This window comes from Paraburkholderia dinghuensis (assembly GCF_003837865.1).
Taxonomy (GTDB): Bacteria; Pseudomonadota; Gammaproteobacteria; order Burkholderiales; family Burkholderiaceae; genus Paraburkholderia; species Paraburkholderia dinghuensis.
Genome location: NZ_RQIS01000002.1, coordinates 292,695 through 308,789, shown reverse-complemented (window position 1 = coordinate 308,789; position 16,095 = coordinate 292,695). Strand labels below are relative to the sequence as shown.

Below are 16,095 nucleotides of genomic sequence, written 5' to 3'. Positions count from 1 at the left end.
ACACGATCATCGCGCGGGTTACGACTTGACCAGGCGCAGCAATATCAAATGACGGCAGCCCGACAAACATGAGGGAGTTCGTACAGGAGTCGCTAACGCGAGTCGTCAACGAAGCGCGAACAGATAACGGCGGCAGGCAAGGAAAGGGACGCGGCGTGAATGCCGGGACGATGTTCGAAACAAATGCGAAGCTCGCGGAAATCGGCAACCCGGGCATGCGTATACGCGACGAGCCAGCGATGCTGCCGGAGCCGCTTCCCGCGTTCTACGCTGGGACGAGCTATACGGGCCGTGTGCCACGTTGTCTCAGGTAACGCCGAAAGCGGACAAAGTCGTAGACCGTGTCCGCATGCAGTTTTCCCGGGTTCTTGTGGGGCTGAGGGTTCAGGGCAGAACCGCAGTATTGGCGTCGAGCGTGGGCTCGAACGTCATCGAGTCGTGCCGGTTGGCGCCCGTGAAGGTGATGGCCCAGGTCCTGGCGATCGAGATTCACCCCGATACTGCCGGACTCCCTGGATTATTTCGGATTTTTGATTGAATAATCGAGGTAAATCTGCTGGGCAGTGCGTACCTGATCGGCGTAGCGGAATGTCAAGAGGCGCGATTCGGCGTGGTCGCCGCCCGATGGCCGTGTAAAACATTCATCAACCGCACACGAAAGCCAAGTCGCCACAGATCAACTGGATCGATGAGCGGTCTCACACGACCATGCTCAACGAGTTCTATCGCGTTGCCTTCCGGAAGAAAATCTACGAATCGTTGGACGCCTTGCAGACTGATCTTGATGTGCGGTTCGAGCAGTACAACAATGAACGTGAACATCAGCCGCGAAGGTGTTACGGCAAGACGCCAAATCGCACCTTCCTTGAATCACCGGAACTCGCCATGGAGAAACTCATGCCCCATTGCTCGCTTCTTCTCTATCGGCCACGACTACATGTCAGATCAAGTTCCGCCTAATCATATTAGACAACTACGATCCACCTGTATTTTTGTCAGCCTGATTCCGGGCGTTCCCTCAACCCTGATGGGATTCGAAATCGACCTTCTTGAGCAGTCCACTCTGATTATCGAAGTAGAACGACGCATTCTTCGTAGTTCCCACAGGAACACCAACGAATATGATTCCGACTGCCGCACGTCTTACGTAGTGGTATTTCCAGATTTCGAAGCTCCCCGCGAGCATTTTTGAATCGGGTGCGCCTAGTTGCGTGGCGACGTCGTCCCGAGAAGCGACGCCTACTTCGAACTGCTTCTGGAGTGATTCCAGCGACGCGTCCGAGAGTTTTTGAGCGCCTTCACCCGGCCCGACAGATACGGCACATCCGGCGAGGCACGAGACAACCACGAGTGCTAGCGAAGTTTTCTTGAAATGGTACATTCTGAAGTGCTTCCCAGTTGTGATGCTTTCCCGTTTTCCGTTGGCTCAGCGAGTGATTATCATTGCGCGGCTGTTTCGACGCGTTTCATGACAAGCGTCGCAGGATTTCGAACCACCAGTATCACCCGTAACGGTAGTTCCCCCTTTTTAAATCACTCCTCGATCCTGATGGCCATCAAGGACAAGAAGGGGGATCGATCGATTCGTCGGTCCAACATCGAAGCAAGAGGATGCTCCGTTTCGCCAAGATTCATTGCCAACTCGATGCATCCCCGAATAACGTCGTTCTCAAGCTTCAAATTTTCAATTCACGATGTGCAGGCATCGACATCGACCTCGCTTTTCGCGCTTGCACTGAGGACAATATGCGTACCATTTTTCCTCTGGTCACGCGATAGCAGTGCGGACATTTCTATCTGCGCTCATCGATTGTTTCGTTATCTGCTTCGCCAATCACCCGATACGTTTCAGTTTTTTTTGTTCCGTGCAAGATATCTCAAAGCAGGGCTTTCAGCGGTTTTCGTGTAGCCACAGACTGTGCGAACATATGCGCATCTGATGGTGCGTCCCGGAGAAACGACGCTTTTTGCGTAAGCCGCAATCGCTGAACGCGGTTCTAGGCAGCGTCAACGGATAAATAACAAATCAACGATTGACACGCGCATTCAGATGTCGCGCGTGCGCGGTATGACGACCGCCTGTCCGTGCAACTTACCGTCCGCATCGAGCAGTTGCCACAATGTGGCCTCCTCGATTTCGAAACGCGCACCTGATTTGGTGATACGCACGCCCTTGTAGCCCGTCTCGTAGCCGAGCCGCTGAACGCGTTCGAGGAATTGCTGCCGCTCCTCGCGATTCGGCGCCTCGGCCGAGAGCCGGGACGGCAGTCGCGTTATTTCATCCCAGCTATATCCGAAGCGGCGCTGCGCAGTTTTGTTGCCGTAAATAAAGACCGGGTCGGGATCGGTATTGTGTGCGAGCACCGCGAACGGAGCACTTTCATAGAGCCATTCGGTAGCTTCGACCAGGGACATGGCCTGCGGCACCAGGGGACGGCCGAGCAGCCGGGCGTAGCTGTCGGCAAGGAGCTGATAGAAGGCGGGATCGCGGTGGAGTGGAATCATCTGGAACATCCCGGCGGTGATCGTTGGGCCAGCAGGAATGGCAAAGGCCCTCACGATACTGCATCTTCACGCGACATTTCGTGATTGCCGTCGTCGCGCAGACACATTGGGCGACATTAGCGCAATCGCCCGGTCGATCGCGCGATCAAGCTGCGACGCCCGGCGTGGTGACAAGCAGCCCAGCCCCAGCGCGATCAGACCGTCCCAGCGAGATGAAACCGCGACGACGGGTGCCACAACCGCACCGACGTAGCCACATGGCGCCCGACCCACGTGCGCCGAAGCAGCAGCAGACACGGTTCGCCAATCTCCATTTCGAGGTACTGCCGCACGCGCGAATCGGGTTTTTGCGCATAGATGCGGAATTCGGCGCGCTGCACCGGCGCGAGACGGACCATATAGTGATTGGGCGTTTCCTGCGTGAAGTCCTGCGCGAGATAATCCGGAAAAACCTCGGGATTCACGTAGCGGTCTTCGTACTGGATCGGTTCGCCCTCTTCGCAATGCACGATGCGCGAATGAAAGACCGGCCCCGACTCGCGTTCAAGCGCCGCGACGGCCGACGGGTCATCGCTCGTCTCCAGCCCCAGCACGCGCGCCGTATGGCGATGGCCGCGCGCGGCGATTTCATCGGCGATATTGCGGATCTGGAGCACCGTCGATTCATACTGACGCGGCGCCACGTAAGTCCCCGATCCGCGCACGCGATTCAGCACGCCTTCGGCCATCAGTTCGCGCAGCGCGCGCGAAACAGTCATGCGCGCAACGCCGAACTCCTTGACGAGTTCCGTTTCGGAAGGCACGACGTCACCCGGCCCCAGAACGCCGCTTTCGATCTGTTCGAGGACGTAACGCTTGATCTGTTCGTAGGCGGGCAAGGGAGCGCCACTGGCCGATTTGTTTTGCATGGGTTCGAACCGGGAATGAACGGATAATCGGGTGAATGGCCAACCGGCTTCGGCCAGACGCCATTTTACTGTCATGCGGCCGCCGCGCCTTGATATTCACGTATCACTTAACGTCGCGCGCTGTTCGGCGACACAGGCTTGCGTCGCCGCCTCGTCGCGCAACCGCGCGAGCACGACCTGGGCGCGCACGCCACGGCCGTCCTCGCCCGGCGAGAGCGTCACGTCGGCGCGATGCGACTGGGCGATCTCGCGCACAATGGCAAGCCCGAGCCCGGTCCCTTCCGTATGGGCCGAAGCGCGGAAGAACGGCTCGAACACGCGCGAACGCGCTTCGGGCGCGATGCCGGGACCGTCGTCGATCACTTCGAACACGACCGTCTCGTCGTCAGTGCGCACCGAAACCGTCACGCGAGCGTCCTGCGGCGAGTAGCGCAGCGCGTTATCAACGAGATTGCTCGCCATCGCACGCAATAGTTCGCGATGCCCTGCCACGATCGCCACGTCCGCCAGCTCCGCGCCGAGGTCAATACCGCGCGTCTGCGCGAGCAGAGCGAGCGATTCGACGACCTCGCGCGCGAGCTGCGTCATGTCGACCGGCTCCAGAGGCAGTTGCGCCGGATCGAGCGCCTCGGCCTGCGCGAGCAGCAACAGCTTGTTCGTGAGGGCAACCATCGAGCGATTGCTCACATGCATGGCCGCGAGCACCTCATCCAGCGCGCTATCGCCGGCCCGCTGCTGCCGCGCGTATTGCAGTTGCGTGCCAAGCAGCGTGAGCGGTGTGCGCAACTGGTGCGCGGCATCGGCGATGAAGCGTCGTTGCGCCGCCGTCTGCGCGGAGAGGCGCGCGATGCACTGGTTGATCGCATCGACCACGGGCCGCAGTTCCGTATGCAGGCCCTCGGCGCGGATCGGCACGAGATGCATCGGATCGCGGTCACTCACGTCGTTTTTGAGCTTCATGAGCGGCCGCAACTCGAACGTGAGACCGATGCACGCGAGCGCCACCGCCAACAGCACCATGCCGATCTGCCGAATGAACTGCGGGCGCCACAGTGCAGTGGTCATCGCATCGCGCGACTGCGCGGTCTTGCCGACGGACACGCGTACGCGCCAGACACGGCCGTTGTCGTACATCGGCCGCACGATGCTCACCGCCCGCACGGCGCGGTCACGCAGCACAGCGTCGTACCAGACGGGCGTATCGACGGCGGGCGCCGATGCAGCACGCGGGAAGTCCGGCATGCCGGCAAGCAGCGGGCCGTCCTCCACCTGCACCTTGTAGAACACCTGGTCGCGCTGCGGCGACGCGAACATTTCCAGTGCGGCGGGCGGCACATCGGCACGCAGCGCGCCATAGGACCACTCGACCTCGCCGGCCATCATCCTCGCTGACGAAAGCAGGAGGCCGTCCTGCACGAGGTCGGCGGTGTGGCGCGCGGCGCGATACTCGGATGTCGCGGTGAAAATCACATACAGCGCGAGCGGCACGAGCATCCACCACAGGAGCCGGATGCGCAGGCTGCCGGTCATCGTCGGTGGTCCATGATCAGAGCGCCTCGTCCTTTCTGCGCAGCAGGTAGCCGAGCCCGCGCAGCGTGACGATGACCGCCGCGCTGCCTTCCAGTTTCTTGCGCAGCCGCGAAATATAGATCTCGACGGCATCCTCACTCGGTTCGTCTGCGAGCGTGAAGACGGCATCCATGAGCGCCGCCTTCGATACCGTCTTGCCGAGCCGCAGCACCAGCGTCTCCAGCACCGTGCGCTCGCGCGGCGTGACGTTGAGCGGCGCGCCCTTCAGCGCGAATTGCTGCGTGTCGATGTCGTACACGAGGTCGCCGCAGCACACTTCGTTGGCGCGCGCGGGCATCTGCCGGCGAACCAGCACCTTGATGCGCGCAATCACCTCGCGGACCTCGAACGGTTTGACGAGATAGTCATCGGCGCCCGCGCCGAGTAGTTCGACCTTTTCGTCGATCGAGCCGCTCGCGGTGAGCACCATGACCGGCGTCGCATCGCCGCGCTGACGCAGCCGCCGCAGCACGTTCTTGCCCGAGAGTTTCGGCAGATTCAGGTCGAGCAGCACGACGTCATAACGGTTGGTGCGCAGCAGTTGATCGGCGGCTTCGCCGTCCTGCACCGTATCGAGCGCGAACGCCTGCTCTTCGAGCGTCTTCACGAGCCAGTGCGAAAGCGTCGGATTATCTTCGATCAGCAGCAGCTTCATCGCTTCGTGAACGCAAGGGGCGTGATTGGGGTGTCGATTGTGCCGTCCCACGCTCGCCACCGCCCTGCGGGTTAACACGGATGTTTTCGAAAGGCCGTAGAAGGATGGCAGAAAGCTTTCGATCCCTATACTCTGCAACATCCATCAGAAAGCGCCGCCCTCGATGCGCGGCGCACCACCCAAGGAGACCCACCGATGCGTTCCCTGCGTCAGATCGCCGTTGTATCGAGTGTTGCGTTCGCCCTCGCCGCCGCCTCCGCGGCCGCCCATGCGGAAAAAATCACGATCATGGTCGGCGGCGCCACCAAGATCATCTATCTGCCCGCCAAACTCACCGAACAACTCGGCTACTTCAAGGACGAAGGGCTCGACGTCGACGTAGAGTCGCAGCCGGCCGGCGTGGACGCCGAAAACGAACTGATCGCCGGCGCCGTGCAAGGCGTGGTGGGCTTCTACGATCACACGATCGACCTGCAAAGCAAGGGCAAGGAGATCGAGACCGTCGTGGTGTTCGGCCAGGTGCCGGGCGAAGTGGAAATGGTGACGAGCGCGGCGTCCGCCACGGTCAAGACCATGGCCGATGTGAAGGGCAAGACCCTCGGCGTGACAGGGCTCGGCTCGTCGACGAGCTTCCTCACGCAGTACCTCGCGCAGCGGGCGGGCGTGTCCGCTAACCAGTTCACGATGCTGCCGGTAGGCGCGGACAATTCGTTCATTGCCGCGGTCAAACAAGGCCGCATCGACTTGGGGATGACCACCGAACCGACCGTCTCGCGCCTCCTGCAGACCGGCGACGCGAAGGTGCTCGTCGACATGCGCACGGTGGAAGGCACGCGCGCCGCGCTGGGCGGCACGTATCCGGCGTCGAGCTTCTACGTGCAGCGCGCGTGGGCGCAGGCGCACAAGGACGAGGCGACGAAGCTCGCGCACGCGTTCTCGCGCACGCTGAATTTCATCGCGACGCATAGCGCGGAAGAGATCGCGGAAAAGATGCCGAAGGACTACTACGGCAACAACAAAGACCTCTATGTGGGCGCGTTGAAGGCCTCGATGCCGATGTTCACGAAGGACGGCCGCATGCCCGCCGATGGTCCGCAGACCGTGCTGAACGTGCTCTCCGCGTTCAACCCGTCGGTGAAGGGCAAGCACATCGATCTCGCGAAGACGTACTCGAACGACTATCTGCCGGCCGCTACGGCCACCGCATCGAAGTAAGCATACCGAAGCAAATATAAAGGCGCGCGGCCTCGTGCCGCGCGCCTCGCCCGACGCATTTCACCGAGGCACAGAAGCATGACTTCCCCCTATTCCAGCGGCACGCCGGCCATCGAGCTGAACCACGTTTCGTGCCGCTTCATTTCCCCCGACGGCAAGGCGACGGTCGCACTGCGCGACTTCAGCATGTCGGTGGCGCGCGGCGAATTCGTCGCGATCGTCGGGCCCACGGGTTGCGGAAAGTCCACGACGCTGAGCATGATTACCGGCCTGCTCAAGCCGACCACGGGCGAAGTCCGCGTGATGGGCGCCCCCGTCGATGGCATCGATCCGCGCATCGGTTTCGTGTTTCAGGCCGACGCCGTGTTCCCGTGGCGCTCAGTGCTCGACAACGTGGCGGCCGGGCCGCTCTATCGCGGCCGCTCGAAGTCGGCTGCCTACGACGAGGCGAACGAATGGCTGCGCCGCGTCGGGCTCGCGAACTTCGGCAAGCACTATCCGCATCAGCTTTCGGGCGGCATGAGAAAACGCGTGGCGCTCGCGCAGACCTTCATCAACAAGCCCGAAATCCTGCTGATGGACGAGCCGTTCTCCGCGCTCGACATGCAGACGCGCACGCTGATGCAGGATGAACTGCTGCAGCTGTGGGGCGGCACCGGATCGGTGGTGTTCGTCACGCACGATCTTGAAGAAGCGATCGCGCTCGCCGACCGCGTGTTCGTGCTGACCGCGCGCCCCGCAACGCTCAAGAAGGTCTACGAAATCGACCTGCCGCGCCCGCGCGTGATCTCCGAGATCCGCTACGCGCCGCATTTCGTCGAATTGTCGCGCGACATCTGGAACGATCTGCGCGAAGAAGTGCAGATCGCTTGATTTCCTTACTCAATCAGACTCAATCAGGCAACGTGGAGCCGTCCCCCATGTCCACCCCGCAACAAACCCTGCCGCAAGGCCTCGACGCCGCCTCGCTCGACCAGGTCGAACGCGACGCGCAACAACGCATCCGCCGCCGCAACGCGCTCGTCATCGCATTGCGCGTGCTCGTTCTCATCGTCGTGCTCGGCGGCTGGGAACTGTCCGCGCGTCTCGCGTGGATCGACCCGTTCTTTTTCTCTATGCCGTCCGCGATCTTCGCGCAGATCGTCGACTGGTTCGTCAACGGAACCTCGCAAGGGCCGCTCCTCACGCAGGTCTGGGTCACGCTCGAAGAGACCGGGCTCGGTTTCATCATCGGGTCGATCGCCGGTGTGATCTGCGGCATCGTGCTCGGCCGCAACAAGCTGCTCTCGGATGTGTTCAGCCTCTACATCAAGATCGCCAACTCGATTCCGCGCGTCGTGCTGGGGTCCGTGTTTGTGATCGCGCTCGGCCTCGGCATGGCGTCGAAGGTTGCGCTCGCGGTCGTGATGGTGTTCTTCGTCGTGTTCGCCAACGCGTTCCAGGGCGTGCGCGAAGCAGACCGCTACATGATCGCGAACGCGCAGATACTCGGTGCGTCGCGTCGCCAGGTGACGACCTCGGTCGTGATTCCCTCGGCATTGAGCTGGATTCTCGCGAGCCTGCACGTGAGCTTCGGCTTCGCGCTGGTGGGCGCCGTCGTGGGCGAATTCCTCGGCTCGAAACAGGGCATCGGCCTGTTGATCTCGACGGCGCAAGGCGCCTTCAATGCGAGCGGCGTGTTCGCCGCGATGATCGTGCTCGCCGTGGTCGCACTCGCCGCCGACTACCTGCTCACGTTCGTCGAGCAACGTCTGCTCAAGTGGCGGCCCGCTCCCGCGAACTGAGCGATTTTGTTTCCCCTGTCCGGGCTGTCCGGGGTTTGCGTCCCTCCAGCCCGTTTTTGCGCGGCGCACTTTCGTGCGCCGCGTTTTTCGTTTACTTCGGCTGAGCGACGTAACGCAGATACGGCTTCAGTGTCTTGAACCCCTGCGGGTACTTCTGTTTCGCGGCATCGTCCGAAACCGAAGTCGGGATGATCACGTCTTCGCCCTGCTTCCAGTTCACGGGCGTCGCGACCGTGTGCTTCGCGTTCAGCTGAAGCGCATCGAGCAAACGCAGTACCTCGTCGAAATTGCGTCCGGCGCTCATCGGATAGACCAGCATGGCCTTGACCTTCTTGTCGGGCCCGACGATGAACACCGAACGCACCGTGGCGTTGTCCACCGCCGTGCGCGGGCCGCCGCTCGCGTTCGGATGAATCATGTCGTAGAGCTTCGCGACCTTGAGATCCTCGTCGCCGATCATCGGATAGTTAACCGCGGTGCCCTGCGTTTCCTCGATATCCTTGACCCACTTGCGGTGATCGCTCACGGGGTCGATGCTCAAGCCGATGATGCGCGTGTTGCGGCGGTCGAATTCCGGCTTCAGACGCGCCATGTAGCCCAGTTCCGTGGTGCAGACGGGCGTGAAATCCTTCGGGTGCGAGAACAGAATGGCCCAGTGATCGCCGATCCATTCGTGAAAGTTAATCGTGCCTTCGGTGGTCTCCGCGGTGAAATCCGGTGCATCTTCGCCTAGACGAATCGTCATATCGAGCCTCCATGAGGTTTATGGGTGCATGGGTGAACACGCTAGTGCTCCACGCTGTTGCATTGTAGACAGCGAATCGCAGGGTTTCAGACTTCTTGCGGCAAGCGCTGCGCGATGCGTCTGACTGTTATGTTGTCTGGCGAACGTATTCGCGTATCCGTTCTGGATGGCATAGAACGTTATGAAACATGTTTTCGTAAAGGGTCTGCAAGGAGTAGCCCGGCTCGCCGGGATTGCACCGGTCCGGCGCGGTCCGGGTGCAAGCGTGGAGATCCCCCATGGCGCGACTGAAAGCGCCCGCCCTGCCGTGTTCAGCTATTCCGGCAACGGCAAAGACTTCCTCCTCCACGGTCAGCCGATCCAGATCCGCAGCGGCGAGCTGCATCCCGCGCGCATTCCGCGGGCCTACTGGCAGCACCGCATCCGCATGGCGAAAGCCATGGGCATGAACACCATCGCACTCTATGTGATGTGGAACTACCACGAAGCGCGTCCGGGGGAGTGCGATTTTCACAGCGAGAATCGCGACATTGCAGCGTTCATCCGCCTCTGCCACGAGGAGGGTATGTGGGTACTGCTGCGCCCCGGGCCATACGTCTGTGCTGAATGGGATCTGGGCGGCCTCCCACCCTGGCTGCTCGCCGTGCCGGATATCCGGCTGCGCACCAATTCGACGACAGACCCTCGCTATATGGCGGCTGTCGGGCGCTATATCGCTGCGCTTGCGCTGCAAGTCGCGCCGCTCATGGCCGCGAACGGCGGTCCGGTCCTGATGATCCAGATCGAGAACGAATTCGGCTCATATGGCTGCAATCCGGCTTATCTCGACGAACTCTGCGCCTTATGGCGCGATAACGGAATCGACGCCCCTTTCTATACAGAAGACGGCCTCGCGCAACTCCGGCAGAACCGGTCGAACGTCCCGGGTGGCGCGATTGCGCTCAGCAATGGCGACGCGAATCAGATACGCCTCGCACGGCGAGCGTATCGCGACGTACCCGTCATGGCTGGCGAAGTCTATCCCGGCTGGCTCACGCATTGGGGCGACTCCGTGATGCAAGGCGCCGCCTATGATCTTTCCGCCACGCTGCACGCATTCATGCGCGAAAAGCTGTCGTTCAACCTTTACGTGATTCACGGCGGCACGAGCTTCGGGTATTACGCGGGTGCGAACATCGATCCGCAAACGCGCGACTATCAGCCCGACATCACGAGCTACGACTATTCGGCGCCGATCACCGAACAAGGCGTCGCGACGCCCAAATTCCACGCCTACCGTCACATCATCGGATCCTGGCTGCCGCCTGAAACGCCGCTCGCGGGGATTCCCGAACCGCTGCCGACACTGGCGCGCTCAGGGCACGAAGCGCTGCAGCCAATACGTTGCGCCTCTTTGTGGAACGACTTACCCGAGCCACTGCCTCTGCACCAGACCATCGATCCGCTTCCCTTCGAACACTATGGTCAGTCGTATGGATTCGTCCTCTACCGCAAACGGCTGGAAGGTTACAAGGGCGGCCGGTTGACGATCGACGCGGTCCACGACTACGCAACTGTCTTCGTCGGCGAGCGCTACGTGGGCGGTTTCTCGCGGGCACGCGTACAGCCGTCGTATGCGGAACCGCTGCGGCTCGTTTGCGGTACGTCGCTGGAATTGCCGCCAGCCGGGCCGGATCAAGAGGAAGCCGTCCTGCTGGAAATTCTGGTGGAAGGCATGGGCCGGGTGAACTATGGCACTGACCTTTCCGATCGGAAAGGCATCATCGGATCGGTCATGCTGCATGATCCTGAAGGCAATCCCCAGGTGTTAACCGGATGGGAGATCACCCTGCTCCCGATGGAGACGGACTATATCGCGCGTCTTTCTCGCGCAGCCGCTTCCGCCGCCAGATCAGAAAAGGCAGGATGGTTCTACCGGGCGCCCCTGGAACTGGATTTCACCGCCGATACCTATCTGGACATGCAGCACTGGACAAAGGGACTCGTGTGGGTCAACGGGCACGCGCTCGGACGCTATTGGCGAATCGGCCCGCAACAGCGGCTCTTCTGTCCTGCGCCATGGCTGAAACGGGGCGAAAACGTGATCACGATATTCGATCTGCACCAGTCCGAGGCGATGCCGATAGCGCTGGAGCGCACGCTAATCTGAAGCACGCGCCGTCGCGTTTCAACCCGGTTGCGACGGACCCTCCAGTTCCAGCACGCGCACCTCGAACGGTGCGAGCTTTAGCGGATGCTCCCGGCCAATGTCCATCCACGCGGGTACGTTTGTGGTGCCGCCTCCCCAAACGTCGCTTACGGCAAACCGGCCCGCAGCGAGTTCAGGCAGTTCGAGATCCCGCCGCAGATCGAGCACGAACGTCTGTGCGCGATCGCTCGGATTGCGCAGCGCAATAACGCCGGCCGGCGCTGCCCATGACGCCCATCCGTAGACATCGAGTTCCTCCGGCACGCCGCCGATCCAATGGCTGTCGCCTAGCACGCCCGCATGCGTGCGCGCCCAATGCGCCGCGTGCGCCAACTCGTCCCAATCCTCGCCGGACAAAAGTGCAGGCGTGACATAGAGTTCCTGCAATTGCGTGCCGCTTGCGAAATACGACCGCACTTCGTGCTGGAAAGCCGCTCCATGCCGCGCGTTCAGCCGTGTGTGCTTCTGCGCAAAGATGACGCCGTGGAGCATCAGCGAGTTCAGTGGAAATAGCGGGCTGCCACGCACCACGTTGCGCCAGGTCTGCCCGTCGCGATACGTGATCCAGCGTTCGCGCGGATTGCCCGCGCCGGCTTCGCCGTCATCCGAGCCACCGCGCCAGATCGAATCGACATGGCGCAACCAGAATGGCGACGGCAACGTGCCCGTGGAGAGATTGACAAAGGCTGCGGGGCGCTCGGCGCGAATTTCACTGATCAGATGAATCGCTGCGTCCCAGTCGCTGTCGAACCGGCTACCCGGCACGACGCGGTCGGCATTGCCGGTCCCGTCGAATTTGAAGTGATTCACCCCCTGTTCGCGCAACAGGTCCATAACGACTTCGCGAAAACGACGGTAATAGTGCGGCCCGGAGAGTGCGAAGCCACCGTCGACGACTTCGTAACCGCGTTCGCGTCCATGTGCGACGCGTGCCACGCGCGGCGCACCGTAGCCGCCCCAGGGCGATAGCCAGATGCCCGGCGCCGCGCCATAGCGCGCGGCGGCTTCACGCAACGGCACGAAACCCCGTGAAAACGCAGAGCTGAAACGCCAATCGCCGCCGAGATCATCCCATCCATCGTCGAACACGAACGAGTCGAGTTGCACGTCGCGGCGCTCGTACAGTTCCCGGCCGATAGCAACGATACGATCGAGGGCGTCCTCCTGCGAATACGGCGTGAGATAACCGATGTCGTACCACGAGTTGTAGTGCAGGAACGGCGCATACGGTCGCGCGCGGGTGACTTCGAGATACCGGGCGAAGTCCCGCCGCAGTTTGCCCGAGCGCGCGACGCCCGCCACCGCCGAAACGACGACACGCTTGCCACGTTCGAGCGGCAAACTGCGGCGCAGCGCAAAACGTAATCCGGCGTCGTCCGCCTCGGCTTGTGCGAGTGGACTCTCGATGCCGAGATACACGTCATCGACCCTGCCCGGCATACCCGGATAGTCGCCGCAAACCCGGGCATGAGGTGCCTCTACCTGCAGCATGGAAATCGCTGCGATGGACTCGTTCCGATCGACTGCAGCAATCTCGAGACCCATGCGCAACCATGCCTCTCCGGCGCGTTGCTCCACGTACCACATCACAAGCAAACGCCGTTGCCGATCGGAAAACGAGGCGCTCGCGCGCGAACCGGCCTTACGCCCTTCGAGACAGCAGGAACCGGCGTCGGCAGTCAGCATTTCCTCACGGAACGCATCGAGCAGGTCGAGATTGGGGACACCGAACGTTGCGCCGCCCGCCATCGCCAACGCGAACGGTTCCGCCAGCGAAAGTGTGCGCCCATGCACGCGGTCGATCAGGACGAAGCCGCCCGCGCGTGCCTCTGCAACGCGCCACGCAAGTGCTACGACGTCATTGCCGAAGGTGAACGCCTCGCCGTTTCGCTCGAAGCGCGGCGCTCCGGAGTCTGGGCAGCACTCCGCTTCATGATTCGTCTGCATGAATTCGTGCCTCCGCGCTGCACGGGAATGCGCGCTGTTCAAGCGTAGCACCGGCCGCGCGTCCGGTAACCGAAGCGCGACTGCGCGCCCGCGACGCGTCGCAGCGGGCGTTTCCGATCCGCATCGTCGAGCCATTGCGCCCCTCGCGCGGCGAGACGCGCGCTCCCATGACGTGTTATCTTTTTATTGCCGGAGTCGAACGCCTGAGCGCCCCGTCAACCGAACGCTGACACTTTCGCGAGCGTCGCCATGAGTGATGTACGCCACCACCTGAGTCCGCGCGACCGCGTGGAATTGCTCTGCTGGCTCACCTGCGGGAGCCTCGGAGCCTACTATCTCAACGAGAGCTGGCCAAACGCGGCCTTCCACGTGCAGGCCGCGCACAAGTGGCTCGACCGCCACGGCCGCGAAGCCGACTGGCTCACAATCGCAAGGCTTACGGCCATTGCACAGGAAATCGCGCAACAGCATGCGTGGTTCGTCGACGCGGCGTGGGCACGCGACGCAGTCGAAGAAATCCTCGACACCGACGATCTCAACTACCAGGCCAAGCTCGTGCTGCAGGTACTCAAGGACTGCGAACGCGCGCTCGCCGACCGGCGCGTCGCCGATTAAGCAATTACTTCATTGACTCGCCCGACCCGAATCCTTCTCCATCAAATGATGGAGGCGTGGGTTCCTATGTCCGAACAGGTCGAAGTGTGCACGCCACGCGCGCGAAGTCGGCTGCGAATCGCATCGTTCGCGGCTTTCTCAAAGCCATTCGCAATCCAGAACAAATCCGAAAGCGCATATGACGGTGAAGTCGGAAACGGCGGTATGCGAGCCAGCCCGCCCCCCCGATGCTAGCCCCTTTCCAGCCGCCGGACCGTGCCAAACTCGGCGCTGGAAACCGTGCGGATCAAGAGCGTCATTGCCTCGCCCACGCGGTCGCGCGCCAGTTCGACATGCAAGCACGCGACATCACGACGACGATCGATGTCGATAGTATGGACGCCGATCGTGCTACCCAGCATGCGGTGCAGAGCACGACGCGCCGTTCCGGCATCGCGTGTCGCCACACGCACGACCATCTGCACAGTGGGCTCGCGCGGCGCAGCGCAGTGGCTCACACGGACAAGCGGCGTCGAAACGGGCTTCGCGGCTCGACAGGTCTGAAACGGATGCATTTCGAGAAGTTGCGCACTACCGCTCAGTGCGGCGCGCATTTTGTGGAACACGTTGCCCATTCTATGAAGGGCCGCGCAAAGAACCTGTAAAGAATCGCCTCACGCATGCAAAAGGCGCGTAGCGCGCCAGTCGACGCGCGGCATGCAAGACGCGCTGCAAGCCGTCCGTGATGACGCGTCGGCACTTGCATGAAAGTGCGCATAAACCGCCGATACGCGCGGCATGCTCAGCGACCTGCACCTGAAGATCGAAGCACGCCCGGTCGAACCTCATCGGCGGCTGGTCTCCCGCGTACACGATACAATGCGGCTCTCATCTGATCCGTCCCTTGCCGCCTCGCTTACGACATGCAGAATTCCAACCGGGCCTTCCTGCTCGGACCGTTGCTCAAAGGGGTTTCCCGTTCGTTCTATCTCACGATGCGCGTGCTGCCAGGCGGCATGCGCGATCCGGTTGGCGAGGCGTACCTGCTCGCGCGCGCCGCAGACACGATCGCCGACACAGCACTGATCCCGCCCGATCGGCGCCTCGCGCTGTTGCTTTCGCTGCGCGAGCACGTAAACGGCACGAGCGAGGACAATACAGGGCTCCGGCAAATTGCCGATGAAGTCGCGGGTCAGCAGACGCAATCGGATGAAAAGCTGCTGCTCGAATCGCTCGGCGGCGCACTCGACGTGCTCGCCCAACTCGACGAAGCCGATCGCGCCGCTGTCCGCGACATCGTCACGACGCTGACGCACGGCATGGAATTCGATTTGCGGACTTTCCCCGATGAACGCTCGGGAGACATCACGGCGCTCCGCACACTCGATGAACTCGACCGTTACACCTGGCTGGTCGCGGGCTGCGTCGGCGAGTTCTGGACGAAGATGATTTATATGCATCTGCCGGACACGCTCGATCCCGCATCGCGCGAAACGATGTGCCGGCAAGGCGTGCGCTTCGGCAAGGCGCTGCAGCTCGTGAACGTGTTGCGCGACTGCGGCAAAGACCTGCGCATCGGCCGCTGCTACCTGCCCGCACCCATGCTCGCGCAGGTGGGCCTCACCGCGCAGGACCTGTTGCAGCCTGACGCATCGGTGCCTGCGCGGACGATCATGCTCGAACTCGTGCGCGTCGCGCTCGACCATTTCCGCGCGGCCATCGACTACACGCTCGCGTTGCCGCGCTCATCAGTGCGGCTGAGGCTCGCTTGCCTGTGGCCGATCCTCATCGGGCTCGAGACGCTCGAACTGCTCGTCGCCAATCGTGACTGGCTCGACCCCGCGAAGGCGTCGAAGCTAAAACGCAACGATGTTTATCGCATCCTCGCGTGCTCGACGCCGCTCGCGCCGTTCAACTCGCTGCTTGGTGTGTGGTTCAACCGGCTCATCGCGCGTATCGAAGCGCGTATCACGGCATAACGCGAG

15 protein-coding genes are annotated in these 16,095 nt (G+C 62.0%); 8 read left to right on the top strand and 7 right to left on the bottom strand.

The genetic code is table 11. The features are described from left to right. Window positions 1-170: 170 nt before the first annotated feature. Complete coding sequence (locus D1Y85_RS26955; protein WP_185218899.1) at window positions 171-314, top strand: hypothetical protein; 144 nt, start codon at window positions 171-173, stop codon at window positions 312-314. Between the two features lie 494 nt (window positions 315-808). Further along, complete coding sequence (locus tag D1Y85_RS26950; RefSeq protein WP_185218898.1) at window positions 809-1,192, top strand: hypothetical protein; 384 nt, start codon at window positions 809-811, stop codon at window positions 1,190-1,192. Between the two features lie 854 nt (window positions 1,193-2,046). Here D1Y85_RS26950 and D1Y85_RS04240 read toward each other — a convergent pair. The 4 genes from D1Y85_RS04240 to D1Y85_RS04225 form a co-directional block, all read right to left on the bottom strand. Next, window positions 2,047-2,505, bottom strand: a complete 459-nt coding sequence (locus D1Y85_RS04240) for an MEKHLA domain-containing protein (protein ID WP_124149869.1) — start codon at window positions 2,503-2,505, stop codon at window positions 2,047-2,049. A 194-nt stretch (window positions 2,506-2,699) separates the two neighbouring features. Then, the gene (gene hutC / locus D1Y85_RS04235) at window positions 2,700-3,413 is read right to left on the bottom strand and encodes a histidine utilization transcriptional repressor HutC (RefSeq protein ID WP_246024766.1); all 714 of its coding nucleotides are present in this window, start codon (window positions 3,411-3,413) and stop codon (window positions 2,700-2,702) included. Between the two features lie 96 nt (window positions 3,414-3,509). Continuing rightward, window positions 3,510-4,943 (bottom strand): sensor histidine kinase, encoded by a 1,434-nt coding sequence (locus D1Y85_RS04230; RefSeq protein ID WP_124149778.1) that lies wholly within the window; start codon window positions 4,941-4,943, stop codon window positions 3,510-3,512. Between the two features lie 16 nt (window positions 4,944-4,959). Beyond that, complete coding sequence (locus D1Y85_RS04225) at window positions 4,960-5,637, bottom strand: response regulator (protein ID WP_124149777.1); 678 nt, start codon at window positions 5,635-5,637, stop codon at window positions 4,960-4,962. A 195-nt stretch (window positions 5,638-5,832) separates the two neighbouring features. On the opposite strand from D1Y85_RS04225, the gene D1Y85_RS04220 reads away from it, so the two are divergent. From D1Y85_RS04220 to D1Y85_RS04210, 3 genes are all read left to right on the top strand, one after another. Beyond that, window positions 5,833-6,852, top strand: coding sequence for an ABC transporter substrate-binding protein (locus D1Y85_RS04220; RefSeq protein ID WP_124149776.1), 1,020 nt, complete (start codon window positions 5,833-5,835; stop codon window positions 6,850-6,852). A 78-nt stretch (window positions 6,853-6,930) separates the two neighbouring features. Further along, the gene (locus D1Y85_RS04215; protein ID WP_124149775.1) at window positions 6,931-7,725 is read left to right on the top strand and encodes an ABC transporter ATP-binding protein; all 795 of its coding nucleotides are present in this window, start codon (window positions 6,931-6,933) and stop codon (window positions 7,723-7,725) included. Window positions 7,726-7,772: 47 nt separating this feature from the next. Further along, window positions 7,773-8,636 (top strand): ABC transporter permease, encoded by an 864-nt coding sequence (locus tag D1Y85_RS04210; protein WP_124149774.1) that lies wholly within the window; start codon window positions 7,773-7,775, stop codon window positions 8,634-8,636. Window positions 8,637-8,727: 91 nt separating this feature from the next. Here the strand turns inward: D1Y85_RS04210 and D1Y85_RS04205 are convergent, their stop codons facing one another. After that, window positions 8,728-9,381: a peroxiredoxin gene (locus D1Y85_RS04205; protein ID WP_124149773.1), complete on the bottom strand. Its 654-nt coding sequence runs from the start codon at window positions 9,379-9,381 to the stop codon at window positions 8,728-8,730. Window positions 9,382-9,562: 181 nt separating this feature from the next. Here D1Y85_RS04205 and D1Y85_RS04200 point away from each other — a divergent pair, with 181 nt between their 5' ends. Next, window positions 9,563-11,530, top strand: coding sequence for a beta-galactosidase (locus D1Y85_RS04200; RefSeq protein ID WP_124149772.1), 1,968 nt, complete (start codon window positions 9,563-9,565; stop codon window positions 11,528-11,530). An 18-nt stretch (window positions 11,531-11,548) separates the two neighbouring features. On the opposite strand, the gene D1Y85_RS04195 is transcribed toward D1Y85_RS04200, so the two are convergent. Beyond that, complete coding sequence (locus D1Y85_RS04195; protein WP_124149771.1) at window positions 11,549-13,516, bottom strand: enterotoxin; 1,968 nt, start codon at window positions 13,514-13,516, stop codon at window positions 11,549-11,551. Window positions 13,517-13,765: 249 nt separating this feature from the next. Between D1Y85_RS04195 and D1Y85_RS04190 the strand changes: the two genes are divergently transcribed. Further along, window positions 13,766-14,131 carry a hypothetical protein gene (locus tag D1Y85_RS04190; protein WP_124149770.1) on the top strand — a complete coding sequence of 122 codons (366 nt, stop codon included), beginning with the start codon at window positions 13,766-13,768 and terminating at the stop codon, window positions 14,129-14,131. Between the two features lie 230 nt (window positions 14,132-14,361). Here the strand turns inward: D1Y85_RS04190 and D1Y85_RS04185 are convergent, their stop codons facing one another. Then, entirely contained in the window at window positions 14,362-14,724 is a 363-nt protein-coding gene (locus tag D1Y85_RS04185; protein ID WP_185218897.1) for a hypothetical protein, read from the bottom strand. Between the two features lie 309 nt (window positions 14,725-15,033). Between D1Y85_RS04185 and D1Y85_RS04180 the strand changes: the two genes are divergently transcribed. Then, on the top strand, window positions 15,034-16,089 hold the full coding sequence (locus D1Y85_RS04180) for a phytoene/squalene synthase family protein (RefSeq protein WP_124149768.1): 1,056 nt from the start codon (window positions 15,034-15,036) through the stop codon (window positions 16,087-16,089). Window positions 16,090-16,095 lie beyond the last annotated feature (6 nt).